We start from the raw sequence: 15,582 nt of genomic DNA, 5'->3' as shown, positions 1-15,582 counted from the left end.
ATCGTTTCATCTCAGGTATTTATTCGCCATCCTGAACATCTCGAGGAATCCCGCTCCTGCCCCCAGGATCGTTCCGATCACAGCCCCCAGGGTCTCCTCGCCGAGCTTAACGCCGATGTATCTGCCTATCAGAAACCCTATGACCGTGGAGACGACGAGCACCATCCCTATGGTGCTCATCTCCCCGAAGGCCTTCCACCCCTCCCCCTGATTCTCACCCCGTCTCCTGAAGAACATCGTATCATCTCCTCTGCTCCTTTCACTTGGCCAAAATTATCGTCCCGACCTTGTACTGATCGCCGACTCTGATTTGATAGATGTATATGCCGCTTTCAACCACCTGTCCGTTCACCTTGCCGTCCCATGAGACTCTCCCCTCGCCCGTTTCATCCTTAAGCTCGACGATCAATCTGCCCCTGAGGTCAAAGATCTTCACCGAGAACTCCCCCTCAGCCCCTTCGATGGCCGCTGCCGAGAAGATCACCTTATTGAAGGCCGGATCGGATGAAAGAGGCGTGAACGGGTTGGGATACGGCTCGAGCAGAGCGTGTCTCTCCTGGAACAGCCTCTGCGACCTCAGCCCCACCTCGTCGACAGCCTCGACAGCGAAGACGAAGGATTTAACATGACGTGGTGGGGTGTGGAAATACTTGTATCCCTCCTCATCGCCGATCTGGGATCTTTCAAGGGAGGTTATGATCTGCAGGTCTGATCTGGAGGTTCCAAAGTAGAGGTTATATCTGACCACGTCCTCCGATCGACTGGCGGACCAGTATATCTCGAACCCATCCCTTGACTCCTTTATCTTGAAGTCAGCGGGTGGATATGGCGGGGAGGTATCCTCCTTGACGATCAGCTCGACCTTGTTGGAAGGCTGAGAGCGTATCAGCTCCGTCTTGAACGCTTCGACATGGTATATATGTCTCCCGGGGGGAACGTTAATCTCCTTCCACTCAACCTTCTCGCTTTTCGGGTTCGGCACCTGAGCTATCTTCTCGCCGTCCCGATAGACGTAATATCCGCGGACATCCGGGTCATCGGATCGTCTCCAGGTAAGCAGGACATCGTTCTCACCCCTGAGATCGAGCTGAGCGTTGAAATCGGCGGGCGGCGGCGGAGGGATGTTGGGTTTAACGGCGACGGCGAAGCTGTCGTTGTTATCCCTGCCGTCGGCATTGCCGGGTTTGACGAACTCCCCTATGGGTTTATCCTCGAAATTCAACAATAACACATCAAACACAACCCTCTGCGGAAGCTCATGCGGCGGGGTCTCGACCTTAAATGAGATCTCGGCATATGTGTTGACGTCCGTTATCAGCTCCGGCAGAATCACCCTCAACGAGATATCGTCCGCGATGGCCTTAACGCCTTTGATCTCCTTGCCGTTGAGTTTGACCGATTTTAGGTAATCAGACTTGACGGTGAACCCCGCCGGGATAAAGATCTGAATCGTCTTGATCTCCTCGCCCGGTTCAGCCTGAGATCTGTCTATGATGAGAGCGACCGTCATAACGGCACTTGAGCTGGCGAATACCACCCCCTCATCGTTCCCCTCTACGTTTATCTCACCGGTTGAGCTGACGGCGCCAAGAGAGAGGGACGATATCGCCAGAAAGATCGGAATTGCAAATATCAGCCCTTTCACCCTTCCCCTCCGTTAGAAGATGAAAGTTGATGATATCCTGTGGGAGGTGTTGTCCACCAGGTCCCCGATAACTGTCTGATAGGCGTAATCCAGGGTCAACCTCACACCTCCCAGTTTCAAATTCAATCCTCCTCCCAAGGAGAAGATAGTTCCCCCCTGCAGTTTGCCCCCGCAGTAGGCGTATCCGAACCTGACGGCCAGCATATCGCTCGGCCATGACTCCACACCCAGCCTTATCGTTGTATCGTTGGATCGCTGCGAAAGCTCAAAGTTCCCCTGGCTTCTGGAGAGCAGCTTCCCTATGAACTCCTGCTGCACCCCCGAGGCTATGGAGGAGAACTTATAAGAGATCGAGGCGCGGGCGATGACGGGCACCTGATCCTCACCCGAGGAGGAGACCGAAACGTCGGTCGGGATCACGTTCTGCAGCGAGATGCCGATGAAAAGCCCTTCAGACGGATTGACCGCCACACCGATATCACCCGTGAAAGCGGAGGCGGATGTCTTTGAGAAATAGGGGTTGGCCTTGATAGCCTCGTCCTCGAGATCATAACCCGTCCTCAGAAACTTCACCGCCAGTCCAAGGGCAAGATTGGAGGCGGGTTTAACGGCGTATCCGACCGAGATCATCCTCTCCGAATATACCCCCTTGGCATCTCCCAAGATCGAACCCCATAGTCCAAGGGAGGCGAGCTTCCCAAACGGCAGGGATATCCCGATGAACTCCGCCCGAACCAGATCGGCGAAAATGGAGGAGTGGGTCAGCCCGATCTGGATATCATCGGCGAAGCCCAAGGCGGCGACGTTGTTCGAGGCGGCCGTAAGCCCCCCGTCCACAAGCCCAGGCGCCCCGCCCATGCCCGCGCTTCTGGCATCAAAATCCACATCCTGAAAAGCGCCCTCCGAAGTCGAGACAAACATGAGGGCGAAAACGATAAGGATCAAGGGGAAGATCTTCGACATAACCTCACCTCGTTTCAGATCTGGATTCCGAAAAGCTTAACGGCGTTTTGCGTGGTGATATCGGCGAGTTTTCCGAACGGCATTCTCCTCAGCTCGGCCACCTTCCTGGCGACGAATTTCACATAGGCCGGCTCATTCCGTCTACCCCTCCTGTGTTGTGGTGCGAGCCAAGGGGAATCGGTCTCCACGAGAACCCTATCGATCGGCACCTTGGAGGCGACTTGTCTCAGATCGGCCGAGTTCGGATAGGTCACCGGCCCCGCTATCGATATGTAAAATCCAACGTCCAGACATCTTTTGGCCAATTTCCAATCGCCCGAAAAGCAGTGCATCACCCCCGAGATGTTCACCTTGAACACGTTTATATACCGTTCGAGCGTTATCGCCACATCCTCATGAGCGTCCCTATCGTGGATCACCACCGGCAGCCCCAGCTCTCCCGCGAGCTCCAGCTGTCTTTCAAAGGCATATCTCTGTTTTTCCCTCGGCGAGAGGTTCCTGTAGTAGTCGAGCCCTATCTCACCGATCGCCACCACCTTCTCCCTTCGAGCCAATTTCCTGAGCTCGTCGATCGTCCTCTCGTTGAATTCTTTGGCGTCATGGGGATGAACGCCGACCGTGGCGTAGATCTGTTCGAATCGGGAGGCCAGCTCCACGGCAAGACGGCTTGTTTGGAGGTTGAATCCGACCGCTATCATCCTCACCACATTGGCCTCCCTTGCCCGTTTGAGCACCTCATGGAGATCGTCTCTATAATCATCGAGTTGTAGATGGCAGTGTGTATCCACGAGGGCGCCGCTCATAGATCACCTCACCCTGGTGCCTGTGGGCACCTCTCTATCGACGGTGGCCACCGCACATCCCCTCTTGCCTACGGCTGCTAGGATCATCCCCTGCGATTCGATCCCACGGATGGTGGCCGGCTTCAGGTTCGCCACCATGATGATCTTCATCCCTATGAGCTCCTGGGGCGAATAATACTCGGCGATTCCGGCCACGATCTGCCTTTTCTCATGGCCGATGTTGACGACGAGCCTCAGGAGCTTATCTGTCCCTTCGACCTTTTCGGCCTCCAAAACCTCGGCCACCCTCAGATCGAGCTTACGGAAGTCGTCTATCGTTATGAGCTCCTCCTTTTTAGGCTGCCCTTTTGCCTTTTTCGCCTTTTCAGCCTTGATCCTCGGGAAAATCGGCTCCGGTTTCCCGAGGGGCGTGCCCGGTTTAAGAGCTCCCCAGGATTCGAGCGAGCTGTAATCCTCGTCCAGCCCCTTTAATCCGATCTGCTCCCTTATCCTCAGGGCCGATTCGGGCATGAAGGGGTATATCATCACCGATATGAACCTCAGTCCTTCGAGACAGTTATATATGATCGTCCCTGCTCGCCCCTTTGTATCTTCATTCTGAGCCAGCCGCCACGCCTCGGTCTGCTGGACGTATTTGTTCAGCCTTCGTATGAACTGCCAGATCGTCTCCAGGGCCTCATCGAAGGCCAGATCGTCCAGTTGCTTTGAGGATCGACGATGCGCCTCGATCGCCATTCCGATTATCTCTTCATCATGTTCCCCGGGGTGATCGTTAGGGGGAACGGATTGGAAGAACCTGCGGGCGAGATTCACCGTTCGATTAACCAGGTTGCCCAGGTCGTTTGCAAGGTCCGCGTTATAGCGGGTTATAAAGGCGCTATCGGTGTAATCGCCGTCCTTGCCGAAGCTGAACTCCCTCATGAAGAAGTATCTGACAGGGTCGACGCCGAACCTGTCCACCAGCTCGTCTATATCTATAACGTTTCCGGTGCTTTTGCTGAGCTTCTTCCCGTCCTTGGTCAGCCACCCGTGGGCGAAGATCCTTTCAGGTAGAGGGAGCCCTGCCGACATCAACAGTGCGGGCCAGATGATCACGTGGAACCTTATTATCTCCTTGCCTATCAGATGCAGATCGGCGGGCCAGTACTTGCGGAAGGTCTCAGGGTCATCGCCGTATCCGATGGCGGAGATATAGTTACAAAGCGCGTCCATCCAGACATACATGGTCTGTGAGGGATCTACGGGGAGCGGTATGCCCCATCGAACGGTGGAACGTGATATGCTGATGTCCTCCAGCCCCTCCCTCAGGACGCTTAAAACCTCGTTACGCCTGGATTCGGGCTGGATGAAATCGGGATTCTCCTCGATGTGTCTGAGCAGCTTATTCCTATACTTCGACAAGGCGAAGAAGTAGTTCTCCTCCTTGATCCATTCGACCGGCATATCGTGTATGGGGCATTTTCCGTCCTGTAGCTCCTTTTCCAGATAAAACCTCTCACACCTGGAGCAGTACCACCCCTCATAATGTCCCTTGTAGATATCCCCGGATTTATAGACCGCCTCAAAGAACTTCTGCGCGGCCTTGATATGTCTTTCGTCCGTGGTTCTGACGAAATAATCGTTGGAAATGCTCAACTTCTTCCAGAGCCTTTTGAACTCCTCGGCGATCATGTCGCAGTACTGCTTTTCGGGCATGCCGTGTTCCTCGGCCGTGCGCTGGATATTCTGTCCATGTTCGTCCGTCCCTGTGAGGAAGAACACGTCATCGCCTTTTAATCTATGATGTCTCGCGACGATATCGGCCGCCATTGTGGTATATGCATGCCCTATGTGCGGTCGAGCGTTGACGTAGTAGATAGGCGTTGTGATGTAGAACTTTCCTCTATTCATCTTCCAATCTCCTCGGATTATATCTCCATTTTCCCCTGATCGCTTCCGAGGCCTCTATTTTGACCTCGGTTTCGTCCTCAAGCCTGATCTTAAGGGTCTCCCTGAAGATGTCAACCTCCAGTACCTCCCCGACGCCGTAGGGCGTTTTGACCACTTCGCCCTGTCGAGGGAGGGATCTTTTGACATCACAGTACCAGTTGTCCTCGAATCTAAGGCAGCAGAACAATCTGCCGCACAGCCCCGATATCTTGGACGGTATGAGGCTGAGATCCTGATTTTTCGCCATTTTGATGTTAACCGCCTTGAACTGATCCATGAATAAGGAGCAGCAAAGGGGTCTCCCGCAAACGCCGCATCCACCCAAGAGCTTGGCCTCGTCCCTTACCCCGATCTGTATAAGCTCTATTCGTTTCCTAAAGGTTCTGGCCAGGTCCCTGACCAGTTCCCTGAAATCCACCCTCCCATCCGCCGTAAAGAAGAAGAGGATTTTATCGCCGTCAAACGTGTATTTCACCCTCGATAGCTTCATCGGCAGGTTGTGCTCTTTGATCTTCTGAAGGCAGATCTTAAATGCCCTTTTCTCGCTCACCCTGTTTTCGTGAGCCATTATCAGATCCTCGTCCGTCGCTTCCCTGAGCACTTTAAGCGCCCTGCCGCGGACGGAGGACCTGGGTATCGTCAACTTCCAGAGCGCCTCCCCGACATCTCCCCCATAGGGGCTTTCAACGACATACCAGTTTCCCACGTGCACTTCACACTCACCGATTTCGAAATAGGTCGAGTATTCCTCAGGCACCCTTATCTTGGCTATCTTTATCCCCTCATTCCTTTTAAACATCCCCTATCCCCCTCAGCCTGAGACATAGGACCTCCATGGCGAGCATGGCGTTGATGTTATGTTGGATCATGTCGCGGGTGAGCATAATCTCTCGCATCGCTTCCAATATGCGTCCTCTGGGGATCTTCTTGGAGATCTCCTTCAGCTCCTCCCAGCTTTCCGGGTGGGTGAGCTTATCAGACGTGACCCCCTCTTTGACGAGCATCAGATCCCTGTACCACGTAAGCAACCAGTCCAGCTTTTCGGGGTTGGAGCTCAGCTCATCGGCCATCTTAAAGATCTCTAAAATCTCCATTCCCCTGAGCACCTTGGGGATCTCCTCATCCTCGATCGAACCGGGATTTTCAGCCATTTTTAGAGCTTTCTCGATCCTACCCCCACATAGAAGCGCTATCCTGGAGGCCGTCGCCTCGCCGATCAGAAACCTCTCCTGAAGGGCCTTACTGATCGTCTCGCGAGGTATACGGTGGAATCTGAACAGTTGGCATCTGGAGAGAATGGTGGGCAGGATCATGCTCATGTCCGTCGCCACCAATATGAAGACCGTATCCGAGGGGGGCTCCTCAAGGGTTTTGAGCATGCTGTTCGCCGCCTCATCGGTCATCCTATCAGCCTTTAACAGAATAAAGACCTTATACCTCCCCTCCATCGCCCTGAAGGAGGCTCGCCTCTGCATCGCCCTTATCTGATCTATCTTCAGCCAGTTGCCGGACGGCTTTATCACCTGGACGTCAGGATGGTTGCCATCATCTACCTTCCTGCAGGAGATACAGGAATCGCACGAATCATCGGGAAGCTGGAGGCAGTTCAGGGCCTTGGCGAAGGTCACGGCTACGAGGCGTTTGCCGACTCCCTCCGGACCGGCGAAGAGATAGGCGCCTGCCACCTTCCCCGCCCTGATCTGTGACCTTAACATCTCTATTATTCTTCCATGTCCTATGACGTCTTTAAACACGCCTCGACCGCCTCCCTTATGAAGCGTTGGATTTCCTCCATGCTCCTGGTAGCATCCAGAACGAGAAACCTATCGGGATCGGATCGGGCTATCTCCAGATATCCTTCTCTGACCCGCCTGTGAAACTCCAAATTCTCTCCCTCAATTCTGTCCGTTTTTTTCGATGTCCTCACCCTTTTCAATCCCTCTTCGGGAGACAGGTCTAGGAGAACCGTCAGGTTCGGCCGAATTCCGCCCGTGGCCCAGTCGTTGAGCCTTTTTATCATCTCGATAGATAATCCCCTCCCGTAGCCTTGATATGCCACCGATGCATCGATATACCTATCACACACCACTATATGTCCCTTCTGTAGGGAAGGGCGGATCAGCTCGTCAGTGTGCTGTGCCCGTGAGGCCAAAAACAGCAATAGCTCCGCTCGGGGGGATATATCCAGGCCCGTCTCTATCAGTATGGATCGTATCCTCTCCGAAAGCTCCACCCCCCCTGGCTCGCGAGTCAGGATTACGTTTAATCCCTTTCCCCTGAGATATTCGACCAGTAACTTGGCCTGTGTGGATTTACCTGAACCTTCTATTCCCTCGAAGGTGATGAACATGCGTTTGCCTTTAAATCTCTTGGTTTCTACGGCTTCATTATATCATAAAGGGCGAGGAAATTGCAATTTTGCCCTGGAACATACAGAAATTCCCTATGTAGATTTACGAGAGCCGCCGGGAAAGCCCATCCTTTTAAGGGTGGGATGAAAGGCAGTCTGTGTACACCATCTTGCGTTCCCGCGTTATGCGTTATTGCGTTCGTTGCGTGAAAGAAAGAGCACGCAAGTAACGCAATATTAGAGGTGGGAGGGGGTCACAGGGTAGGAGAAGATCTTCCAGCGAGATCACCCTTCAAGGGGCGCTGTGGTTCGCGCCCCCTGATTGTGTCTCTCATTGATTATCGGCGATTAATCTTTATCTCACCCCATAATGTGGCGAGTTTATCCTTTGAGGAAACGCTCAGCGCCTTTTCGCTGAAGATCAGATCGCCGAACCTTGATGGCGTGTGGAAAGAGGGACCTGTCTCGCTCCATCCCGTCCAGATATCCACCCCGGAGACGATATGTCTGTTGAAATTCCATCCCCATGTCTTGCCAACCGGTGTCTCATTCACCTTGAGGTCTGTGAAGGCTATCTTCAGCTCCAGCACCCAGTAGGTATCCCCTATGGAGGTGGCGCTCTCCAAGCTCTTCGGCTCCCATGCGCTTTCCGCTCCACCGTTTTCATCGTCCTGCGTCACGTTGGCTGCGTTTATCATGATGTGGAAATAAGGTTTTGATCCGGCATGGTTTGGCTCGATGAAGAGTTCGTTCTCATCGTCCTTCCAAACGTTCTTATCGTGTCCCGGAGAAGCGGTCGTGATCTTCTTCGGATTCGGCTCTCCGTTCTTGAAGGCGACGTAGATGTAGGTGTCGTCGTATACCGCCCATGCTAGGCTGACATACTCCTCCTTCACCTTCCCCCCTGTGTTTATGTTCTCCAGCCTCACACTCGGTGCGAGCTTCCAGACGATATCGTCCAGCTTGCCATCGATCTTAGGAGGGCTTTTCGTCCTCATCGCCTCATAGACATAACCCGGTTCGTGCGCCGATGCGAGGGCACATATCGTAAATACCGCCAGGATGATAAGAATGTTGATCTTCCTCATGATTCTCCCCCCTTGGTTGATTTCGCAGGAACAGGGTATCCGGATCAACGAACATCCTGCTCCTGCTGAGCTTTACATTTACCGTGCCTCGATGCACGTCAGTAGTATACGATTATGTCGGTGTATACGTCAAGGGCATTTGCACAAAGGAATGTGGGGGATACTTGACATAAGCTCATTTTGTCGTTAAAATAAAAGAGACCAGCCGAAGTTCGGTTATCGTAATTCTCAGCTATGTTTCTTCCTGCCGCTAGGGTTTAGGAGATAAAACATAATACAGGGAGGTGATGCCGTTTGAGGCGGTCGCCGAGGTTTTGCGTTATGGGAGCGGGAAACGGCGGCCTGGCGATGGCCGGCCATCTGGCGATTATGGGATTCGACGTCATCCTTTGGAACCGAAGCGAGGAGAGATTAGAAGGGGTGAGGAAACGAGGTGGAATCGAGGTCATGGGAGCGATTGAGGGTTTCGGTAGAATCAGGACCGCCACAGCCGATGTAGAAGAGGCGTTGTCGGAATCGGACGTCGTAATGGTGGCGATCCCCGCCACAGGTCACGGCTACATAGCCAGGATATCGGCGCCCTATCTAAATCCGAATCAAATCGTCATCCTCAACCCTGGTAGAACTGGCGGAGCGCTGGAGTTCGTCAACATCCTGGAGAGGTTTGAGGCATCCGAGGGTGTTATAATAGCGGAGGCCCAAACTTTCCTCTACGCTTCCCGGACCGTAAACCCCTATAGGGTGATGATAAGAAGGATAAAAAATAGCGTTCCGCTGGCCGCTTTGCCGGCTTATCTAACTCCTCAAGTCTTAAGGGTTGTCAGAAAAGCTTTCCCGCAGTTCGTCCCCGCCGATACGGTGCTCAACACCAGCTTCAACAACATAGGCGCCGTTTTCCACCCGGCTCTTCTGCTCCTTAACACGCCAAGGGTCGAGCTCAGGGAGAAATTCGACTACTACACCGAGGGGGTAACACCATCTGTAGCTCGTGTGCTTGAGGAGATAGACAGAGAACGAGTCGCAGTGGCCGCAGCGCTGGGTGTGAGAACCTACACGGCCAGGGAGTGGCTTTATCTGGCGTATGACGTAGCGGGTAGAACGCTTTACGACGCGCTGCGAAAAAATTCGGCCTACGAGGGGATATCTGCACCGGATACCCTGAACCACAGATACATCACCGAGGATGTCCCCACAAGCCTTGTCCCCCTGGCCTCGATAGGGGAGATGTTGCAGGTTCCAACCCCTACCATCCGCTCCATCGTTCATCTCGCTTGTATCGTGCATGGCGTGAATTATTGGGAGATGGGTAGGACGGCCGAGACCCTCGGCCTGAAGGGACTTTCCATCCGGGAGATAAGACGCCTCGCCCTGGAAGGGCCTGATGCCGTAACCTCTTTCAAACTCGTGCTCCCTCAAGGCGAAAAGCCTTACGTCACGGCTACTGCCTAGCCCTCGACAAATCCTGATATGAAAGGGGGGATACTATGCCCGAAGGGAGACTTATACTGGGAGCGTGCTTAGGGGAGTGTGTGCACGTGGCGGGAATCCTCTCTTTCCTCCAGCTGGCAAGAGAGGAGGGATATCGGACTATCTTCATAGGCGCCGCCGTAAAACCTGAAAGGGTGGCGGAGAAGATAGAGGATACCAACCCCGCTATTGTGGCCATAAGCTACAGACTCAGTCCCGAAACGGGAGAGATCTGGCTGAGGAGATTAGCCCAGATTATCGAGGGGAAGAGGTTAAGGGAGAACAGGATATATGTCTTCGGTGGGACTGAGCCTGTGGCCCAAATAGCCAGAAACATGCATTTCTTCGACGTCGTCTTCGGGGGAAATACGAACCTGGAGGATGTTCTCTCCTTTCTCCGAGGTGAAAGGAGCCGTATGGTAAGGAGGTACCATGCCTCCACCCTCTTGGGCAGGATCGCCCAGAGGTATCCATATCCCCTTATCAGACATCATTTCGGCCTTCCGTCCTTCCAGGAGACACTTGAGGGAATCAAACGCATTGCTGAGTCGGAGGTTCTGGATATCATCTCGATAGCGCCCGATCAGGATGCTCAGGAGAACTTCCTACATCCCGAACGACAGGATCCATCGCGTAGAGGAGCGGGAGGTGTGCCGATAAGGAATGTAGAGCAGCTCAGGATGCTCTATGAGGCCTCCAGATGCGGAAATTATCCCCTTTTGAGGATCTACGCCGGAACGAGCGATCTTGTGGAGATGGCCCGTATATTCCTCGATACCATAAACAACTGCTTCGCCGCCATACCCATATTCTGGTTCAACAGAATCGATCGCAGAGGGCCGATGGAACTGGAGGAGTCCATAAGGGCACATATGGAGGCGATAAGATGGCATGCTGAAAGGGGGATTCCGGTCGAAGTGAATGATCCACACCATTGGACGCTCAGAGGTGCACATGATGCTGTATATGTGGCCGATTCATTCCTCAGCGCCTACATAGCTAAAAGGTTAGGCGTCAGGGATTATGTCATGCAGTTGATGTTTAACACCCCACCCGGCCTCTCCTTTAAGATGGATCTGGCGAAGATGCTGGCCGCCGTGGAGATGGTGGAGGCGCTCGAGGAGGATGATTTCACGGTGCATCGTGAGACGAGGGCGGGATTGATGAGCTTCCCGTCGGATCTGGATATGGCGAAGGGGCAGCTCGCCTCCTCAGTTATGCTTCAGATGTCCCTTAGACCTGAGATACTGCATGTGGTCGGATATTGTGAGGGCGACCACGCTGCAAAAGCAGAGGAGGTCATCGAAAGCTGCCGAATCGCCCATAAGGTGGTGGAAAACGCCATTAACGGCATGCCTGAGATGACCCTTGATCCCGACGTGCAGCGAAGAAAGGAGGAGCTGAAAGCCGAGGCAAAGGTGATATTGGGCGCTATAAAAAGGCTCGGCGAAGAACGATGCGATGACCCGTTCACGGATCCGAAGAACCTCGCCGATGCCGTGAGAACAGGTATTCTGGACGCGCCGCAGATTCTGCCATCAAAGGATACCAGGGGAAGTGTCCTGACTAAAATCATAGACGGTGCATGCTATGCCGTGGATGAGAACGGGAACATCCTCTCTGAGAAGGAAAGGGTGGGAATAATATGGAAAGAGATAAAGATAGAAGATATAATGAGCTCTTCGCGATATACTGTCGGATAATATACGATAGGATAAGGGACAGACAGGCTGAGGTCGATTTCCTGGACTGGGCGTTCCGAAGTCTCGCTCACAGGGAGGTGAATCTCGTCCTAGATATTGCCTGCGGCACAGGGAGGCTTGCCATACCTCTCAGGCGGCTCGGATATGATGTGATCGGTGTCGATTTCAGCTCCGCCATGCTCTCCTGCTGTCTTCAGGAGGGCGGAGATCTCCCGGTGGTCCGAGGTGATATGCGGTATCTGCCCTTCAAATCAGGAACCTTCGATGCCATGTTCTGCATGTTCAGCTCGCTCAATCACCTCAACGAAAACGATGAGATAGTCGCCGCCCTGAAGGGTTTCCATAGATCCCTCAGGCCGGGCGGGATTTTGATCCTCGATCTGATAAGCCCTTTCAAGTTCTTCAGGGTGGGATTTCAAAGCGAAGAGGTGCATAGAGGAAAAGGAGATGGCATCAGCGTCGAACGTAGATTGAAATACCGTATAGATGAGGTCAACGCCATATGGATTCAAACTGAACATGCCACTATAAAGATCGGATCGGAAACGCTGGAGAACAGAGAGGTTCATCATATAAGATTGCTGACGTATCCGGAGATACGATACCTGCTCGAAGGGACAGGATTTAAGGATGTGAAATGCTTCGGAAATTTCAGGGATAGGGAGATCGCCGCGGATAAAGCGGACAGGCTCATAACCGTCGCTCTTAAACCGAGGGAGGGATGAAATATGAGGATGATCATCTTCAGCTCTCAATTCCCCGAACTCTACGGCGGCAGCAGGCCAAAGGAGTATAAGAGAATGGCAAGGGCGCTGGAAAGGATGGATATCGAACCTATCCATAGATTTGTCACAACCCTGGATCGTCTGATCCGGGATATAGAGGAATACAAACCCGATCTGGTCTTCGCCGCCATAGATCATACCACCGATGAGGACGGAAGACAGAGGATAAGCCCCTTACTGGAAAAGATGAGGATCGCATATGTGGGGTCAAATCCCGATGGCCTGAACAACGCCCTTTCGAAGGTCAAAGCTAAGGAGATATGGGCTAGATATGGAATCAGAACGCCTCGGATCTTTAGACTCGAATCCGTCTCAGATATAGATGATATCCCTCTGGAGAGCTATCCTTTGATCCTCAAGCCGATTATAGGAGGAGGCAGTAGGGGCATAACGGAGGATAACGTGTTCTATACCGGGGAGCAGCTCAAAAGGAGGCTCGAAGAGCTCATCTCACAATCGAAATCGGGCCTGTTTGCTGAACGATACATCCACGGCAGGGAGTTCACCATATCGATAATGGGGAACGGAAAGGGGAAGATCATAGCACCCTCGGAGCTCGTTCCTCGGAGGGGGTCCAAGCCGATCGTTATAACGCATCGCATGAAAGAGGGAGCTCCTGGCACCAGACCGATTGAGCCCGAACCCCTTCATGATAAGCCGTTGAGGGACAGGCTGGCGGAGTTCGCCGAGCGGATGTACGACGCCTGTTCGCTGAGGGATTATGGCAGGGCCGATGTCATAATGGACGATGAAGGCAGATTATACGCCATCGAGATCAACGGCCAGCCGGTTTTCGAAAGCTACTATCTGACCGGTTTCAAGGGACTCGGCATGGATTATGAAGCTGTGGTGGCGGGCGTTATATATGCCTCGATCCGTAGATGGCGATCTGAAGGTATGGATCTGCCCGTGCCGTCTTCCCTGAAGGAAATACTCCCACCTGAGATTCTGAGGAGGCTTTCGAGGGGATGAAGGGCATCTGGGTTATAATCGCCAGACGTCTTATCAGACTGATCCCCACGATGTTCGGCGTGGCCTTCATCGTGTTCATGCTGATGCATCTCGCCCCTGGGGATCCCATAGAGCTGATGATAGGCGAGGCGGGACACGTCACGAAGGAGGAGATAGAGGCGCTCAGGAGAGAATACGGACTTGATAAGCCTCTGCACGAGCAGTTCGCCGCCTTTCTCCTCAACGCTCTGAGAGGCGATTTCGGCCGATCCTTCTCCGAGCAACAGCCCGTTATATCTCTCATAAAAAGCAGGCTACCGGCGACGGTGGAGTTAAGCCTTGCTTCCTTTCTGATAGCTGTGGTCATCTCCATCCCTCTGGGGGTTCTCTCCGCCGTGTATCGCGACTCCATTTTCGATAGGATCGTCACGTTTCTTTCGTTGGGTGGGATATCCTTCCCCAGCTTTTATCTGGGGCTTATCTTGATACTGATATTCGGCGTGGGCTTGGAGGTATTGCCGATTTCAGGCAGGAGCACCTTCGGCGCCGAACCACACAGGATCACCGGCCTCTATCTGCTTGACAGCCTTATCACGCTTGATGTAAGGGCCCTTCTAAGCTCGATCCGCCATCTGATCCTCCCGGCCATCACGCTTGGGGGAATAGCCGTGGCCGTCACGGTCAGGATGATAAGGGCGAACATGCTGGAGGTTTTGGAGCAGGATTACATCCGAACGGCCAGAGCCAAAGGCCTTCCGGAGTGGAAGGTGGTTATGAAACACGCCCTTAAAAACGCTCTGATCCCCACGGTGAGCGTGCTGGGCCTGCAGATAGGGGTGCTCTTAAGCGGCAACATGATCGTCGAGACGGTTTTCAGTTGGCCGGGGCTCGGATCACTGGCGGTTAACGGCATCTATGCCCGCGATTATCCACTCGTCCAGGGGATAGTCATGGTCTACGCTGCGACCTATGTGCTTGTCAACCTTGCGGTGGACATACTTTACATATGGCTCAATCCGAGGGTCGAGGTGACATGAAGGGGTATCACTGGAGAAGGCTTAAAAGGGATAAGGTCTGTCTGGCAAGTGGGATCATAGTCCTATCCTTCATCCTTATGGCCATCGCTGCCCCTCTGATAGCGCCCCATGATCCCAAGGACGGCGATCTCACACGAAGGCTCAAACCACCGGCCTGGATGGAGGGAGGAAGCTGGAGATATCCGCTTGGGTGCGATCAAATGGGGAGGGATATACTCTCCAGGATCATCTACGGCTCCAGGATCAGCATATTCATAGGCGTAACGGTGGTTATGATCGCCGCTGCCGTTGGGACGGTATTGGGACTGATCGGTGGATATTACGGGGGATGGATAGATACGATACTCTCGATGATCGTCGATATCCTCCTGGCCTTCCCGCTTCTGATCTTCTCCATAGCCCTGATGGCGGCTACCGGTCCGGGGATAAGAAATCTGATCCTCGCCCTCGTCTATAAGGAGTGGGTTCCGTTTTATAGGCTCGTGCGAGGGGAGGTCCTGGCCGCCAGGAAGATGGAGTATGTCGAGTCGGCCAGATCAATAGGCGCCGATGATCTCTACATCATATTCAGACATATCCTTCCGAACGTGCTGACGCCGGTGGTGGTTTTGGGCACGCTGGACGTGGCAAACGTTATTCTCTCAGAGGCCTCATTGAGTTTTCTCGGATTGGGCGTTCAACCCCCGACTCCTGCATGGGGATTAATGGTCAACGAGGGCAGGGCTCACATAATGACGGGATGGTGGATTTCCACCTTCCCCGGAGTGGCCATCGTTATCCTCGTTTTAACCTTGAACCTGTTCGGCCAGGGACTAAGGGAAGCCTTTGAGCCGAGATTGCGTAAAAGATAAATTCAATAAG

Annotated in this window: 15 protein-coding genes; 6 read left to right on the top strand and 9 right to left on the bottom strand. The window is 53.4% G+C overall.

Annotated elements, in window-relative coordinates; all coding sequences use genetic code 11:
* Window positions 1–6: 6 nt before the first annotated feature.
* The 9 genes from J7M22_18555 to J7M22_18515 form a co-directional block, all read right to left on the bottom strand.
* On the bottom strand, window positions 7–237 hold the full coding sequence (locus J7M22_18555; protein ID MCD6508608.1) for an AtpZ/AtpI family protein: 231 nt from the start codon (window positions 235–237) through the stop codon (window positions 7–9).
* Window positions 238–259: 22 nt separating this feature from the next.
* On the bottom strand, window positions 260–1,645 hold the full coding sequence (locus J7M22_18550) for a T9SS type A sorting domain-containing protein (GenBank protein MCD6508607.1): 1,386 nt from the start codon (window positions 1,643–1,645) through the stop codon (window positions 260–262).
* 12 nt (window positions 1,646–1,657) lie between these two features.
* A complete protein-coding gene (locus J7M22_18545) occupies window positions 1,658–2,608 on the bottom strand; it encodes a type IX secretion system membrane protein PorP/SprF (GenBank protein MCD6508606.1) in 951 nt (316 codons plus the stop codon).
* 14 nt (window positions 2,609–2,622) lie between these two features.
* Window positions 2,623–3,411 carry a TatD family hydrolase gene (locus J7M22_18540; GenBank protein MCD6508605.1) on the bottom strand — a complete coding sequence of 263 codons (789 nt, stop codon included), beginning with the start codon at window positions 3,409–3,411 and terminating at the stop codon, window positions 2,623–2,625.
* 3 nt (window positions 3,412–3,414) lie between these two features.
* Entirely contained in the window at window positions 3,415–5,301 is a 1,887-nt protein-coding gene (gene metG / locus J7M22_18535; GenBank protein ID MCD6508604.1) for a methionine--tRNA ligase, read from the bottom strand.
* Window positions 5,294–6,139, bottom strand: a complete 846-nt coding sequence (locus tag J7M22_18530; protein MCD6508603.1) for a stage 0 sporulation protein — start codon at window positions 6,137–6,139, stop codon at window positions 5,294–5,296. The genes metG and J7M22_18530 overlap by 8 nt, the downstream gene beginning before the upstream one ends.
* Window positions 6,132–7,094, bottom strand: a complete 963-nt coding sequence (gene holB / locus J7M22_18525) for a DNA polymerase III subunit delta' (protein MCD6508602.1) — start codon at window positions 7,092–7,094, stop codon at window positions 6,132–6,134. The genes J7M22_18530 and holB overlap by 8 nt, the downstream gene beginning before the upstream one ends.
* A complete protein-coding gene (locus tag J7M22_18520; GenBank protein MCD6508601.1) occupies window positions 7,076–7,690 on the bottom strand; it encodes a dTMP kinase in 615 nt (204 codons plus the stop codon). Before J7M22_18520 ends, holB begins: the two co-directional genes overlap by 19 nt.
* 338 nt (window positions 7,691–8,028) lie before the next feature.
* Entirely contained in the window at window positions 8,029–8,778 is a 750-nt protein-coding gene (locus J7M22_18515) for a hypothetical protein (GenBank protein MCD6508600.1), read from the bottom strand.
* Window positions 8,779–9,099: 321 nt separating this feature from the next.
* On the opposite strand from J7M22_18515, the gene J7M22_18510 reads away from it, so the two are divergent.
* From J7M22_18510 to J7M22_18485, 6 genes are read left to right on the top strand one after another with little or no spacing between them, the layout of a single operon-like run.
* Window positions 9,100–10,227, top strand: a complete 1,128-nt coding sequence (locus J7M22_18510) for an NAD/NADP octopine/nopaline dehydrogenase family protein (protein MCD6508599.1) — start codon at window positions 9,100–9,102, stop codon at window positions 10,225–10,227.
* Between the two features lie 35 nt (window positions 10,228–10,262).
* Window positions 10,263–11,948, top strand: a complete 1,686-nt coding sequence (locus tag J7M22_18505; protein MCD6508598.1) for a cobalamin B12-binding domain-containing protein — start codon at window positions 10,263–10,265, stop codon at window positions 11,946–11,948.
* Window positions 11,891–12,673, top strand: coding sequence for a class I SAM-dependent methyltransferase (locus tag J7M22_18500; GenBank protein MCD6508597.1), 783 nt, complete (start codon window positions 11,891–11,893; stop codon window positions 12,671–12,673). The genes J7M22_18505 and J7M22_18500 overlap by 58 nt, the downstream gene beginning before the upstream one ends.
* A 3-nt stretch (window positions 12,674–12,676) precedes the next feature.
* On the top strand, window positions 12,677–13,705 hold the full coding sequence (locus J7M22_18495) for an ATP-grasp domain-containing protein (protein MCD6508596.1): 1,029 nt from the start codon (window positions 12,677–12,679) through the stop codon (window positions 13,703–13,705).
* Complete coding sequence (locus J7M22_18490; GenBank protein MCD6508595.1) at window positions 13,702–14,721, top strand: ABC transporter permease; 1,020 nt, start codon at window positions 13,702–13,704, stop codon at window positions 14,719–14,721. Before J7M22_18495 ends, J7M22_18490 begins: the two co-directional genes overlap by 4 nt.
* Window positions 14,691–15,572, top strand: coding sequence for an ABC transporter permease (locus J7M22_18485; protein MCD6508594.1), 882 nt, complete (start codon window positions 14,691–14,693; stop codon window positions 15,570–15,572). Before J7M22_18490 ends, J7M22_18485 begins: the two co-directional genes overlap by 31 nt.
* Window positions 15,573–15,582 lie beyond the last annotated feature (10 nt).

The organism is Candidatus Poribacteria bacterium (assembly GCA_021162805.1).
Taxonomy (GTDB): Bacteria; Poribacteria; WGA-4E; order B28-G17; family B28-G17; genus JAGGXZ01.
This window is presented reverse-complemented; position numbering and strand designations above follow the sequence as displayed.

Coding starts and splice junctions, on each gene's coding strand:
- J7M22_18555 (MCD6508608.1), bottom strand. CDS start 237: ATGTTCTTCAGGAGACGGGGTGAGAATCAGGGGGAGGGGTGGAAGGCC.
- J7M22_18545 (MCD6508606.1), bottom strand. CDS start 2,608: ATGTCGAAGATCTTCCCCTTGATCCTTATCGTTTTCGCCCTCATGTTT.
- J7M22_18540 (MCD6508605.1), bottom strand. CDS start 3,411: ATGAGCGGCGCCCTCGTGGATACACACTGCCATCTACAACTCGATGAT.
- metG (MCD6508604.1), bottom strand. CDS start 5,301: ATGAATAGAGGAAAGTTCTACATCACAACGCCTATCTACTACGTCAAC.
- J7M22_18530 (MCD6508603.1), bottom strand. CDS start 6,139: ATGTTTAAAAGGAATGAGGGGATAAAGATAGCCAAGATAAGGGTGCCT.
- J7M22_18520 (MCD6508601.1), bottom strand. CDS start 7,690: ATGTTCATCACCTTCGAGGGAATAGAAGGTTCAGGTAAATCCACACAG.
- J7M22_18515 (MCD6508600.1), bottom strand. CDS start 8,778: ATGAGGAAGATCAACATTCTTATCATCCTGGCGGTATTTACGATATGT.
- J7M22_18510 (MCD6508599.1), top strand. CDS start 9,100: ATGGGAGCGGGAAACGGCGGCCTGGCGATGGCCGGCCATCTGGCGATT.
- J7M22_18505 (MCD6508598.1), top strand. CDS start 10,263: ATGCCCGAAGGGAGACTTATACTGGGAGCGTGCTTAGGGGAGTGTGTG.
- J7M22_18500 (MCD6508597.1), top strand. CDS start 11,891: ATGGAAAGAGATAAAGATAGAAGATATAATGAGCTCTTCGCGATATAC.
- J7M22_18495 (MCD6508596.1), top strand. CDS start 12,677: ATGAGGATGATCATCTTCAGCTCTCAATTCCCCGAACTCTACGGCGGC.
- J7M22_18490 (MCD6508595.1), top strand. CDS start 13,702: ATGAAGGGCATCTGGGTTATAATCGCCAGACGTCTTATCAGACTGATC.
- J7M22_18485 (MCD6508594.1), top strand. CDS start 14,691: ATGGCTCAATCCGAGGGTCGAGGTGACATGAAGGGGTATCACTGGAGA.